The sequence below is a fragment of the Bradyrhizobium sp. genome (genome assembly GCF_049581145.1).
Classification (GTDB): Bacteria; Pseudomonadota; Alphaproteobacteria; order Rhizobiales; family Xanthobacteraceae; genus Bradyrhizobium.
Genome location: NZ_JBAURI010000563.1, coordinates 1 through 10,847, shown reverse-complemented (window position 1 = coordinate 10,847; position 10,847 = coordinate 1). Strand labels below are relative to the sequence as shown.

The 10,847-nt window shown below is 63.4% G+C and carries 13 protein-coding genes; 5 read left to right on the top strand and 8 right to left on the bottom strand.

Translation table 11 applies throughout. The features are described 5' to 3' along the window. Positions 1 to 233: 233 nt before the first annotated feature. Positions 234 to 791 (bottom strand): GcrA family cell cycle regulator, encoded by a 558-nt coding sequence (locus WCB02_RS18640; RefSeq protein WP_423960253.1) that lies wholly within the window; start codon positions 789 to 791, stop codon positions 234 to 236. 176 nt (positions 792 to 967) lie between these two features. Between WCB02_RS18640 and WCB02_RS18635 the strand changes: the two genes are divergently transcribed. Next, a complete protein-coding gene (locus WCB02_RS18635; RefSeq protein WP_423960251.1) occupies positions 968 to 1,606 on the top strand; it encodes an XRE family transcriptional regulator in 639 nt (212 codons plus the stop codon). A gap of 146 nt (positions 1,607 to 1,752) precedes the next feature. Here WCB02_RS18635 and WCB02_RS18630 read toward each other — a convergent pair whose 3' ends face one another. The 4 genes from WCB02_RS18630 to WCB02_RS18615 are packed head-to-tail and all read right to left on the bottom strand — an operon-like array spanning position 1,753 to position 6,856. Then, the gene (locus WCB02_RS18630; protein ID WP_423960250.1) at positions 1,753 to 2,727 is read right to left on the bottom strand and encodes a quinone oxidoreductase family protein; all 975 of its coding nucleotides are present in this window, start codon (positions 2,725 to 2,727) and stop codon (positions 1,753 to 1,755) included. Positions 2,728 to 2,784: 57 nt separating this feature from the next. Then, positions 2,785 to 5,013 carry a molybdopterin cofactor-binding domain-containing protein gene (locus WCB02_RS18625; RefSeq protein WP_423960248.1) on the bottom strand — a complete coding sequence of 743 codons (2,229 nt, stop codon included), beginning with the start codon at positions 5,011 to 5,013 and terminating at the stop codon, positions 2,785 to 2,787. Then, positions 5,010 to 5,507: a (2Fe-2S)-binding protein gene (locus WCB02_RS18620; protein ID WP_423960245.1), complete on the bottom strand. Its 498-nt coding sequence runs from the start codon at positions 5,505 to 5,507 to the stop codon at positions 5,010 to 5,012. Before WCB02_RS18620 ends, WCB02_RS18625 begins: the two co-directional genes overlap by 4 nt. Continuing rightward, a complete protein-coding gene (locus WCB02_RS18615) occupies positions 5,504 to 6,856 on the bottom strand; it encodes a c-type cytochrome (RefSeq protein ID WP_423960244.1) in 1,353 nt (450 codons plus the stop codon). The genes WCB02_RS18620 and WCB02_RS18615 overlap by 4 nt, the downstream gene beginning before the upstream one ends. A 216-nt stretch (positions 6,857 to 7,072) precedes the next feature. Here WCB02_RS18615 and WCB02_RS18610 point away from each other — a divergent pair, with 216 nt between their 5' ends. Continuing rightward, positions 7,073 to 7,246: a peptide ABC transporter permease gene (locus WCB02_RS18610; RefSeq protein WP_423960242.1), complete on the top strand. Its 174-nt coding sequence runs from the start codon at positions 7,073 to 7,075 to the stop codon at positions 7,244 to 7,246. Between the two features lie 55 nt (positions 7,247 to 7,301). Then, a complete protein-coding gene (locus WCB02_RS18605; RefSeq protein WP_423960241.1) occupies positions 7,302 to 7,520 on the top strand; it encodes a hypothetical protein in 219 nt (72 codons plus the stop codon). A gap of 98 nt (positions 7,521 to 7,618) precedes the next feature. Here the strand turns inward: WCB02_RS18605 and WCB02_RS18600 are convergent, their stop codons facing one another. Next, entirely contained in the window at positions 7,619 to 8,287 is a 669-nt protein-coding gene (locus WCB02_RS18600; RefSeq protein WP_423960240.1) for an NAD(P)H-dependent oxidoreductase, read from the bottom strand. A 216-nt stretch (positions 8,288 to 8,503) separates the two neighbouring features. Here WCB02_RS18600 and WCB02_RS18595 point away from each other — a divergent pair, with 216 nt between their 5' ends. Continuing rightward, the gene (locus tag WCB02_RS18595) at positions 8,504 to 8,698 is read left to right on the top strand and encodes a hypothetical protein (RefSeq protein ID WP_423960239.1); all 195 of its coding nucleotides are present in this window, start codon (positions 8,504 to 8,506) and stop codon (positions 8,696 to 8,698) included. 125 nt (positions 8,699 to 8,823) lie between these two features. On the opposite strand, the gene WCB02_RS18590 is transcribed toward WCB02_RS18595, so the two are convergent. Beyond that, the gene (locus tag WCB02_RS18590; protein WP_423960236.1) at positions 8,824 to 9,012 is read right to left on the bottom strand and encodes a hypothetical protein; all 189 of its coding nucleotides are present in this window, start codon (positions 9,010 to 9,012) and stop codon (positions 8,824 to 8,826) included. A 154-nt stretch (positions 9,013 to 9,166) separates the two neighbouring features. Continuing rightward, positions 9,167 to 10,372 (bottom strand): DUF3419 family protein, encoded by a 1,206-nt coding sequence (locus WCB02_RS18585; protein WP_423960234.1) that lies wholly within the window; start codon positions 10,370 to 10,372, stop codon positions 9,167 to 9,169. A 159-nt stretch (positions 10,373 to 10,531) separates the two neighbouring features. Between WCB02_RS18585 and WCB02_RS18580 the strand changes: the two genes are divergently transcribed. Continuing rightward, positions 10,532 to 10,847: class I SAM-dependent methyltransferase (locus WCB02_RS18580; protein WP_423960232.1), on the top strand; the 316-nt coding region annotated here is incomplete at its 3' end.

Genomic DNA, 10,847 nt, shown 5'->3' with positions numbered 1-10,847 from the left:
GGTCTGCGCCGCCTGGGCGAGCCTGAAATTGTTCGTCTCGTTGGCGGAGGCAGCCGCGCAAACAGCTGCGATTGTAGCAGCGAGCAGAACCATGCGCATCTCTGAAAACTCCCAATCTGAAAAAGGGAAGACTATACCAAGGGCCCGAAAAGTCACCTGTACCCGGATGCGCGAGGCCGCGCCCTGCAAATAGCCGCTCCAGCGTTGCAGGCGCAGCCCAAGCGTGTGCGCGGTCAGGCGGCCCGCACCGGCCGCAGCACGACGGGGACGACCGCGCTCGCCGAGGCGGCGCCTCCGCGCGTCAGATGAAAATGCGGTGCGCAATAGCTCGAGCCTGCCAGCCGCGGATGTCCGCAGAAGGCGATGGCCTCGCCCTCCTTGTCGCCGCCATACGGATAGCGGCAATCGTCCGGCTCGAGCTCGAACAGCGAAAGCAGACGCGGCGTGATTCCGATGCAACGCAACTTGACGGGCTCATCGCGTCCGCCTCCCGGCGTCGGCATGGCGGCCTCGCGGGCGCCGCGGCAGAATTTCTGCAAGCTTGGCGCCGTATTAAAGCCTGGCGCCTTGAAGCCTGACGTTCTGGCCTTCGGCGCCGGCTTCGACAAGCCTTCTGCGCGGCTGAACCCACCGAGCCCCATCCGCTTGCCCCGGCCAATCGCCGCACTGCGGGTATAGGCAGTCCCGAACCTCTCGTTGATCGCCCTCACGATGTCCGAATAGGACAGCCCCAGAGCCCGATAATCGCGCAGCGCCTCGGAATGTTTCGGCGCCCAATTGCTCGCTTCCATGCTTGTTCCCGACGTTTCTGGCCGGCGCGCAAGCACCGACCCGGAGAAAGTACGGACCCGCCTTCCGCGAGCCCCCAGCCAGGACGTCAATTTCCGATATTCAGAAATAAATGTCAAGCTTGATTTCTGATAATCGGAATTGCTATTGTTTCGCAAATCCGAAAAGAGTAGTCGCCATGCTGGATGTCGGGACGATCGAACGGGCACTGGAGAAGCCGGGCAAGACCAAGGGCGGTCTGGCGCGGGCGATGGGCGTACGCCCGGGCGCGGTGTCGGAGATCCTCTCCGGGCTGAGGCTGATCAAGGCCTCGGAAATCGCGCCAATCATCGAGTATCTCGAGTTGAACTCCGTGCCGATCATGGGTCGTGTCGGCGCCGGCGCCGTGATCGAACCCGACAATGAGCAGGTGCCCCCGGAAGGTCTCGGCGAGATCGAACTGCCGTTTCCGATCTCGGAGGAGACCGTCGCCTTCGAGGTCGCCGGTGATTCGATGCTGCCGAAATATGAAAACGGCGACATTATCGTGGTGTATCGCGAGCAGCGCCACCCCCTGGCGAGCTTCTACGGTGAAGAGGCGGCGGTCCGCCTGAAAACCGGCGAGCGCTATCTGAAGACGATCGAACGCGGAAAATCGGCAAGCGTCGTCAATCTCACGAGCTTCAACGCCAAGCCGATCAACGGCGTGAAACTTGAATGGATCGGCGAGATCTGCGTCTCGTTGCCGCGGGCGCAGATCGAGCGATTGCGCACCAGGTCCGGCGTCCGCGGCCGCAAGGGAGCAAGGTCGCAGGCCGCACGCTCCGACGAGAAATGAAGGCATGTCCGCGAACGCCGAGGCGATTCGCGCCGTTGGCGCTTCCACGACCAGCCGCAAGCATCAAAGAGCGCAATGGCCCTGATGCTTGCGGGTCGCCTGTTGCGGCAGGAAATGCGCGCGGGGAATCGCGGAGCGGACGCTCTTCAGACCAGAAGCACCGTCGATCCCGTGGTCTTGCGCGCCGCGAGATCGGCGTGCGCCTTGGCGGCCTCCTTCAGCGGATAGGTCTGACGCACCTCGATCTTGACCGCACCCGATTGCACCACCTCGAACAGCTCTTTGGCCATCGCGACCAGGTCCGCATGCTTGGCGGCATAGGTATTCAGCGTCGGACGAGTGACATAAAGCGATCCCTTTTGCGCCAGCAGACCGAGATTCAGCGGCTCGACGCTGCCTGAGGACTGCCCGAACAGCGCGGCAACCCCGAGCGGCGCGAGGCAGTCGAGCGATTTCAGGAAGGTGTCCCGGCCCACCGAATCATAAACCACCGGTACTTTCTTGCCGCCCGTGATCTCGTCGACGCGTTTGACGAAATCCTCGCGCGTGTAGACGATGGTGTGGGCGCAGCCATGCGCTTGCGCCAGCTTCGCCTTCTCGTCGCTGCCGACCGTGCCGATCACGGTGGCGCCAAGGTGCCTGGCCCATTGCGAGAGAATAAGGCCGACACCGCCCGCCGCGGCATGCAACAGAATCGTATCGCCCGCTTTGACCCGATAGGTCCGGCGGATCAGATATTGCACCGTCAGTCCCTTCAGCATCATCGCCGCAGCGGTCTTGTCGTCGATGCCGTCGGGCAATTTGATCAGGCGATCGGCCGGGATCAGGCGCGCCTCGGCATAGGCGCCGAGCGGTGCCGCGCCATAGGCGACACGATCGCCCGGCTTCAGGTCGGTAACGCCGGCACCGACCTCCTCCACCACACCGGCGGCTTCGCCACCGAGCCCGCTGGGCAATTGTGCGGGATAAAGCCCCGACCGGTTGTAGATGTCGACGAAATTCAGGCCGACCGCGGTTTGGCGGATGCGCGCCTCACCGGGGCCCGGCTTGCCGACATTGACTTCTTCCCAGACCAGAACCTCCGGTCCGCCGGTCTTGTGGAAGCGTATGGCATGCGTCATGGCGTTACTCCCTTGGTGATGAACGGTTGGGCGGCGGCCCCTTTCCCAGCGCGGCGCTCACGCGTCGATCGCATCCTTGATCCGCTTCCGCGTCAGCGGCAGATGTCGTAGCCGTTTACCCGTGGCATTGGCAATCGCGTTCGCAATCGATGCGGCGGCCGGCCCCTGCCCGGTTTCGCCGCTGCCGAGGAAGGGCTTTCCGGGCCGGTCGATGATATGCACCTCGATCGAGTCCGGGACCGCATCGAAGCGCAGGATCGGATAGGTCTGCCAGTCGATGCTGGTGATCCTGGCGTCGTCGAAACTGACGCTCTCGTACAACGTCCAGCTCATCGATTGCACGATGGCGCCCTCGATCTGGTTGGTCAGCCCGTTCGGATTGACCACCTGACCGCTGTCGACGGCTGCGACCGCACGGACCAGCCGCGCGCGACCGGTCTCGCGGTCGACCTCGACCTCGCTCGCGATGGCGCAATAGGCCGCGAGATTCTTGTAGCGCGCAAAGGCAAAGCCGTAGCCGCGATCCTGCGGCGGCGTCTGCGTCGCGCGCCAGCCAAAGCCTCGCGCCGCCGTCTCGATGACCTCGCGGCCCCTGGGATCCTCGAGATGCTTCAGCCTGAAGGCGACGGGGTCGGCACCAGCGAGGCCAGCGAGTTCGTCCATGAAGCTCTCGATCGAAAACACATTGTGATAGGCGCCGAGCGAGCGCATCGCCGATACCCGCAGCGGCATGTCCGGAATGAAATGGTGCACCACATGTGCATTCGGAAAGCTGTAGATCGGGATCGCGTTGCGGTCGCCGCCGCCTTCCGGCAGCGGAATGGGTTTTGCGGGGGGCACCGCGAAGGGTTGCGCCATATGCTGCGCCGCCAGCAAACACCCCGCGCCGCCCGGCCGCATCGAATGGGTGTTGCTCCAGACCTCGAAATTCCAGTCGGCGATCCTGCCCTCGCCGTCGAGCGAGGCCTTCAGCCTGGTCAGCATCGCGGGTCCAAACGGCTCCCAGGCGTGTTCCTGCTCGCGCATCCATTGCACGCGCACCGGGATGTCCGGCATGGCGCGCGCGATCAATGCCGCATCCGCCGCGGCATCATCGGCGCCGTTGTGGCCGTAGCAGCCGGAGCCCTCGACATGAATGCAGCGGACATCCGCAGGCTCCATATGCAGCATCTGCGCGATGCCCGCGCGGTCGGGATAGACGCCCTGGGTGTGGGTCCAGACCGTCATCCTGCCGTCCTTGAACTGGGCAACCGCGCAGGAGGGTCCGATCGAGCCATGAGATTGATAAGGCCGCGTGTAGCTGGCTTCGATGGTCTTCGCGGCGTTGACGGATGGGTCATTGCGCTGAAAAATCGTGGTATCCTGCGACGGCAATCCGGTCAGGACCGCGACAAGATCGTCCTGCTTGGGCAGGCGCGAGCGCTCCTGCCATGTTGCGGCCGCTGCAAGCGCCTTCATCGCCTTGACCGCCTGGAATTCCTTGACGGCCGTCACCGCGAGGAAGTTGCCGTCCCGGATCACCTTGACGATACCCGGCATCTTCTGGATCGCGGCGGTGTCGCAACCGGTCAGTTGCGCGCCATAGCTCGGCGGCCGCACCACGCGCGCATGCACCATGCCCGGCAGCCGCATGTCCTGGACATAGGCCGCGCCACCCGTCACCTTGGCCGGAATATCGACGCGCGGGATCGGCTGCCCCATCACCGTGAACGCCGCGGGATCCTTCAGGTTCGAGGTCGGCTGCGCCTGCACATGCAACGTGTCGGCCGCGACCAGTTCGCCGTAACCAAGGCGCCGACCGTCCGGCGCGATCACCGCGCCGGCCTCGGTGCGCAGATTTTCCGCCGGCAACTCCAGCCGCTTGGCGGCCTCGCCGACCAGAAGCGCACGCGCTTGCGCGGCCGCGTTCTGGATTGCGGTCCCGCTGTCCTGCATCGAATGGCTGCCGGAGGTGTAACCCTCATTGGCAGTGAGCGCGGTATCGGCGGTGACGACCTTCAGCGACGCGAAGGCGACGCCCAGTTCTTCGGCCGCGATTTGCTGGAAGGCGGTCTTGAATCCCTGTCCCAGCTCGGCCTTCCCGGTGAACACCGTGATCGCGCCGTCGGCATCGATCCGAAGCCAGGAATCCAGATAGGGCGACGTCTTCAGACTGCCGGGCGGCCTCGGCGCCGCTCCCGGCGCGGCTTGATCCTCGGCATGGGCGCCGCGCAGCGAGAAACTCACGATCAGCGCGCCGCTGCCGGCAAGCATCTGGCGGCGATCGAGAATGACGGGCGCGTTCATTGGGCGCTCCCGTTGTCCATCGGGGACAGTTCGGCCGTATCCATCAACCGCGCGGCACGGCGCACCGCCCGCAGGATCCGCATGTGGGTGCCGCAGCGGCACAGATGCGGCGCGAGCTCGGCGCGGACCTGCTCGTCGCTCGCCTTGGGATTTCGCTGCAGCAGCGCTTGCGACCGCATCATCATTCCGGCGATGCAATAGCCGCATTGCGCCGCCTGCTCTTCCATGAAGGCGCGCTGGATCGGCGCCGGCTCGGACAGCGTGCCGAGACCTTCCAAAGTCGTCACCTGCTTGCCCTCCAGCAGCACCAGGGGCGTCACGCAGGACAGCACGGCCTTGCCATCGACGATCACCGTGCAGGCGCCGCATTGGCCGAGACCACAGCCGAATTTGGCGGCATTGAGCTTGAGATCGTCGCGCAGCACATAGAGCAACGGCGTATCCTGATCGGCATCGATCTGATGATCGTGGCCGTTGACCTTCAACGTCATCATGGCTTGTCTCGCTGCGCTGGATCGGCGGGCGCATTCTGCGGGCCTGCCGAAGTCTGGAGAAATGCGGTCTGCGTCCGCCTGGCGTCCTCGACCGTCGTTTCGACGTCGCGCCATGCCGGCCGCTTGCTGAAGCGGGCGCGGAGATAATTCAGCACGGCCGCGATCTGCGCATCGTTCATGCTCGCGGCAAAGCCCGGCATGATCGGGCTGCGCTCGCCCTCGACCGGGCGAATGCCCGAGAGCACGATATTGGCGAGGTTGCGGGCATCAGGCCCGTCGATCGCGGTCGAGAGGCCGAGATTGATTCCGCCATAGGGCGGCGACCGGCCGCTCTCGTGGCAGCTTGCGCAGGCCGCTTCGTAGATCGCGGCGCCCGGCGAAACCGTGGCCTCTGGAGGCGGCTTGGCCTGTGCGAGCACGGCCTCGGTTTGGCGTTGTCGCTCCGGCGTCGGCGGACCGAATACGCTGGCCATATAGGTCGCGATGGCGTGAACGTCACTTGATGGCACCGACGACAGATTGCTCACCACTTCCGCCATCGGTCCCCGAGCTGTGCCGTGCTCGGGATGCCAGCCGTCACGCAAGTAGGCGTAAAGCGCCTCCGCGTCCCATGGCACCGGCGCTGGCGATTGCGCGTTGATCGCATAGGCCCGCCAGTTGTCGACGTCGCCGCCGGCAAATGTCGCGGTTGCGCGCTCGGCGCCGAACGCGTTGCGCGGGGTATGGCAGGCGCCGCAATGCGCGAGCCCTTCCACTAGATAGGCGCCGCGGTTCCATGCTGCGCTCTTGCTCGGGTCCGGTCGATAGCTGTCGCGATGAAAGAAAAGCACTTTCCACCCCGCAACCAGGAAGCGCTGATCGAAAGGAAAGGACAACTCGTTCTTGCGGGGCGGCGCATGAACCGCCTCACGCGTCATCAGGTAAGCGTAGAGCGCGCGGTCGTCGGCATCGCTGACATTGGTGAAGTGATCATAGGGAAAGGTCGGATAGAGGTGCCGGCCGTCGCGATCGACCCCGGCGCGCATGGCACGCCGAAAGGCCGCCTCCGACCACCGGCCGATGCCGGTTTCCGCGTCGGGCGTGATGTTGGAGGAGAAGATCGTGCCGAACGGAGTCGGAACCGGAAGTCCGCCGGCGAAATTGCGGCCGCCACGCACGGTGTGGCAATCGTTGCAATTGCCGATCGCCGCCAACTCGCGGCCGCGCTTGACGATATCGGGATCGAAGGATTGCGGCAGCGGTGGATCGACCGCGGCGATCGCCGGCCGCCATATCATCGCAAACGCGGCACCGCCGCCGCCGATGACGACCGCGGCCAAGATGGCGCCGATAAGTTTTGATCTGACCATTACGCAACAACTTTTTGCGGTACCTAGCACAATCCTGCACCATTGCCGAGCCGCACGGCTCCGTTCACCGCGTGTTGATCTGGGCTCAAGAGCAGGCATCGCGATCGGCTCACCGCCGAGGAACCCGCGGGGCGCCCGAGCGTTCATCACCCAGACCAAGCCAAGAGCTCCTGGAACGCGAGCTGTTGGATAGCCCTTTGTAACAAGAGTCCTTCAATGGTCAGAGAAGGTCCAGCACAGCCGGCGCCGCCGCCGAAGCAGGAGCCGTATCCCGCCGACAAGGCGCGGGGTGGCGATATCATGCTGGATACGCCGCTCAAGCGCGGGGTGTTCGCCGCAGGGCTCGCCGGTGCGGTCGTTCTGGTCCTGGTTCTCGGTCTCTTGCGCTGAGGGAGACAGTTCGATGCGAGAAAAGAGGCGTTCGAAAGCGCTCGGTGCCTCGATCATGATCGAGATGGCCTGTCATGCCGCCATGGGCGTCGCGCTCGGTCTCGGATTTTCCTTCGCCCTGGCGCAGATCGATTCATCCGCGATCGCATCGCTGATCGCCCACAGTGCCAACCCAACAACCACGACGATCATCATCGTCAGCTATTTCACGCTGGCGTTCGCCGTTGGTGCGAGCCTCACCGGCTTTGTGTTTACGATGATGCAAGAACGCTGAGGCTTCAACGCCGAGGCTTCAACGCCGAGCCTTGAACGCCGAGCCTTGAACGCCGAGCCTTGCCGGCTCTGTCACTCGGCAAGCAATGATCCGTCAATTCAATAGAGCCCGACCTCGATGGCTTTCTCGTCCGCAATGGTCTTCAGCCGCTCGGCATAGTCGGCCAGCAGGTCGCCACGTTGCCCCTGCTCCAGCCTGGCGGGTCCAAAGGCGATCTGCGGCCTCAGGACCTCGAAACCCACGAATTGCAGCATGCCCCGCTGCACCGGCCGGAGAATGGCATCGATATCGCCGTTGAATCCGCCCTCCACATAGGCCGGCGGCGGACCGCCCGTCGTCAGCGCCAGCATGGCCCGCTTGCCCTTGAACACGCCATTGCCATAGAGGCGGTCCCCGCCATAGGTCCGCCCCATGGCGAACACGCGATCGACCCAACCTTTCAGGATTGCGGGAAGACCGAACCACCACAGTGGAAACTGCCAGATCATCAGATCGCACCATTCGACCTTCTGGATCTCGCCCTCGATATCATCCGCAAAGCCGTAGATTTCGGTCGCATACATTTCCTCGATCTGAGGCTTGAAGTAGTTCGGGTCCTTGACGGTGATGAAGTTGTGCCGTCCCGATACCGGGTCGAACTGCATGCCATAGAGATCGGATGTCCGGACCTCATGGCCGGCCGCGATCAGCGTCTCGGCCGCCGTACGAAACATCGCACCGTTGAAGCTTTGATGTTCTGGATGCGCAAGCAGGATGAACACCTTCATTGCAAATATCCCCGGCCAGACTTCTTCATGGGCTTGTTAACATGCATTGCCACAACGGATGGTCGCGCAAAATGTTACATGAATGTCACACGCACGAACATTATCCCCTCTTTCAGGTCCATTCGAGAAAGTTGATGACGAATGTTTAATGCCTGGGACTAGGCTTCCCACGAGGTGAAATTCACCGCTCTTTTCGATGTGAAAAGGAGAGCCGAAATGCCAGCCTATGTTCAGCATCACGACGTCGACACGGCCTCGGTGATTTGTCCCGGCTGTATCGGATTGCTTCCGATGTATGTGCGCGACGTCGAGCCGCACTGGAGCATGGCGAAGATCGACTTCATCTATGAATGCTCGGACTGTGGCGCGGAAGTTCGCCACACCGTGAGGAAGCCGGGCGCCCGGCACTGAGGCGGCAAGACCAGACGGCTTGTTCGTTTGAACGCCGTCCTCGATCAGATCAGACAAATGAGAACCGCCGCGCAACTTGCGCACGGGTCCAATTGCAGAGTGACCAAATCTAGACCGCGATTACCTTAACGGACGGCCGATTGAGAGTCGGCCTCGTTGAGGTTGCACTCCCTGAAGTGGAACGCGATCTCGTCAAGCGCGCGTTGCTCCCACTCCTCGGCTTGCGCCAGCCAGAACACTTTCCGTTCCGAATCGAGCGCGGCGCGCTCTCGGCACATGTATTCCTGGCTGCGTATCTCGACGAGCTTGTTCATGATCTCCACTCCGGCGTGAAGCCACTGACAGCAGGCAACATAGCAGACCTGACGCAGCTGCCGCAACGTCGGCTGCTTAAGCCCGCGGCATTACATGCATGCGACGGCCGCACTGCAATATATGGCCGAAATCAGGCTGCCCAAAAGACTGCGATCAACGACGGACGTAGCAGTGAAATCCGCCATAGATGCCGGCGCGGTCCAGTTCAAAGCCGACGGCGCTGCGCTCATCATCGCGCAGCCAGATGTCCCGCAGCGGGGCGAGTTCCTGTCCTTCCAGTGGCGACTCGACGCCGGCGGTGCGGAAGATGACGCGGACCTGATCGCTGCCGGCGCGGTCGATGGCATCCCAGAGCGCCCGGATCTCATCCGGCGCCATCCAGTCCTGCGAGTCCAGCAACACCACGGCATCGACCTCTCGCGCCGGCAGGCCTTCCAGGAATTGTCGGAGATTGGCGTGGACCGGAATGATCAGCCCCGCGTCATCACGCATCCGGGCGAACTGACTCCGCTTCAGATAGGGCGGCAGGCAGCGGTCGCCCGGCCCCTTGTAGCCGCGATGCAGCGCCTGCCAGGCGAAGTAGTTGGTGTCGTTTGGATAGCCGTTGATCAGGCGCAACAGCCGCTCGAGAAGCACTTCGTTGAGCGGCGCACCGCCTCCGAGCAGCGCCCGCTGCTGCGGCGGAATGCCGAGGCTGAACAGCAAGGCCGGCGTTCGCGTCAAAAGACGCGCCAGCCGCGAATGGAATAGACGATGCAGCCGATCGAGCGCCTCGATGCGCGCGGGGGCATCGACGCTGCCGGTCAAAAGCACGGCCAGATCGATTCCGGCGAGTTTCGCTGCGACATGCGCGAGGCCGATGAAGCGACCGAGCATGCCGTGACGGTAAAAGCCGTTGGTGAAATAGACATGCCGCGGACGTCCGATGACGTTGCGCTTGTCCCAGTAGGCCCGCGCCTCGGGGTCGAGCAGCGGTCGCAGCCGCTCACGGTAGACCCGGGCGTTGGTTGCCGACGATGCTTCGCCGAAGAACTGCCAGAATTCGGCATAGGTGGAGAGGGTCCGGATACCAGCGAGCTTCAACTTGAGCAGTGAAAGATGGGCTTCGTTGAGGTCGACGGCGTAGACCTGGGCGGGTTGCGCCATCAGGTAGGACAACGCGTTGCAGCCGCCGGACGAGATGGTGACGATGGTCGATCCCAACGGCAATTGCAGCGCGGCGAGGTCGGCTTCCGGATCTTCCCATATCTGGGTATAGACCAGACGGCGGAACCAGAACGCGAAGATCCTGTCCCAGAGGGTCGCTTCATCCTGCGTCCTGCTGTTGCGCACCGCATCGGCGATCAGTTGCGTGTTCATTCCTGCCTCGAATCAGCAATTCGAACACGCTATCGTTCCCGCAATGCAGTTTTGCGACAGCCCGACAGCACTCTCCCGCGCCTGAGAGCGCGCTTGTCACATGCTTGTCGCGCGAACATCGCAAGGAGCTAATGATCATCTGCCGGATGAGGCGAACGAATGTCGGTTTATCCTTTCGAGATCGATGAAGAAGCCGCGCCAGCCGGCGATGCTACGCGGCGGATGAACCGGATGTATCGCCAGCAGCGCCATATCTACGATGCGACACGGCGGTACTACCTGCTCGGCCGAGATCGGATGATCGCAAATTTGCGGCCTCGGGCGGACGCGAACGTGCTGGAAATCGGCTGCGGGACCGGCAGAAACCTCGTCCGTGCCGCGCGCCTTTATCCGTCCGCCAGATTCTTCGGCATCGATGTGTCGACAGAGATGCTGACGTCCGCGATCACCGCGATTTCACGGGCCGGGCTGAGCG

Bases quoted from the DNA above. Each gene is read 5' to 3' on its own strand.
- WCB02_RS18640 (WP_423960253.1), bottom strand. From the start codon at position 791: ATGGAAGCGAGCAATTGGGCGCCGAAACATTCCGAGGCGCTGCGCGAT.
- WCB02_RS18635 (WP_423960251.1), top strand. From the start codon at position 968: ATGCTGGATGTCGGGACGATCGAACGGGCACTGGAGAAGCCGGGCAAG.
- WCB02_RS18630 (WP_423960250.1), bottom strand. From the start codon at position 2,727: ATGACGCATGCCATACGCTTCCACAAGACCGGCGGACCGGAGGTTCTG.
- WCB02_RS18625 (WP_423960248.1), bottom strand. From the start codon at position 5,013: ATGAACGCGCCCGTCATTCTCGATCGCCGCCAGATGCTTGCCGGCAGC.
- WCB02_RS18620 (WP_423960245.1), bottom strand. From the start codon at position 5,507: ATGATGACGTTGAAGGTCAACGGCCACGATCATCAGATCGATGCCGAT.
- WCB02_RS18615 (WP_423960244.1), bottom strand. From the start codon at position 6,856: ATGGTCAGATCAAAACTTATCGGCGCCATCTTGGCCGCGGTCGTCATC.
- WCB02_RS18610 (WP_423960242.1), top strand. From the start codon at position 7,073: ATGGTCAGAGAAGGTCCAGCACAGCCGGCGCCGCCGCCGAAGCAGGAG.
- WCB02_RS18605 (WP_423960241.1), top strand. From the start codon at position 7,302: ATGATCGAGATGGCCTGTCATGCCGCCATGGGCGTCGCGCTCGGTCTC.
- WCB02_RS18600 (WP_423960240.1), bottom strand. From the start codon at position 8,287: ATGAAGGTGTTCATCCTGCTTGCGCATCCAGAACATCAAAGCTTCAAC.
- WCB02_RS18595 (WP_423960239.1), top strand. From the start codon at position 8,504: ATGCCAGCCTATGTTCAGCATCACGACGTCGACACGGCCTCGGTGATT.
- WCB02_RS18590 (WP_423960236.1), bottom strand. From the start codon at position 9,012: ATGAACAAGCTCGTCGAGATACGCAGCCAGGAATACATGTGCCGAGAG.
- WCB02_RS18585 (WP_423960234.1), bottom strand. From the start codon at position 10,372: ATGAACACGCAACTGATCGCCGATGCGGTGCGCAACAGCAGGACGCAG.